Origin of the sequence: Pseudoalteromonas sp. S1612 (genome assembly GCF_005887175.1) — a bacterium.
In the GTDB taxonomy this organism is placed as follows: Bacteria; Pseudomonadota; Gammaproteobacteria; order Enterobacterales; family Alteromonadaceae; genus Pseudoalteromonas; species Pseudoalteromonas undina.
On the sequence record NZ_PNDH01000181.1, the window covers coordinates 1 to 337 of the forward strand.

Consider the following 337-nt stretch of genomic DNA (forward strand, 5'->3'; position numbering starts at 1 on the left):
GTTTCTGGCGAAGTACCCGAAATGGGTTTTAAAGGAGCCCACAGCGATGTGGTAGTGGGTGATGGTAAGCCCTTAAATGCACCACCCAAACGGGTGTACATTGCTTACAATATACCAGTCGGTATTACCTGTCCCACAGAACGAAAAATTCAAAGTAATATTGTAAAAGCGGTTAAATATCCTGACCGTATCTTTCCGATTGGTCGCTTGGATAGGCCCTCAGAGGGGTTGATTTTTTTAACCAATGATGGGGATATCGTTAATAAAATCCTTCGTGCTGGCAATAACCATGAAAAAGAATACGTGGTTAACGTAGATAAACCACTACACCGCCAGT

At 43.0% G+C, this 337-nt stretch carries 1 protein-coding gene; it reads left to right on the forward strand.

Annotated elements, in window-relative coordinates; genetic code table 11:
• Positions 1-337 (forward strand): pseudouridine synthase (locus CWB78_RS18610; RefSeq protein ID WP_249930487.1); only part of this gene is annotated, 337 nt, incomplete at both ends.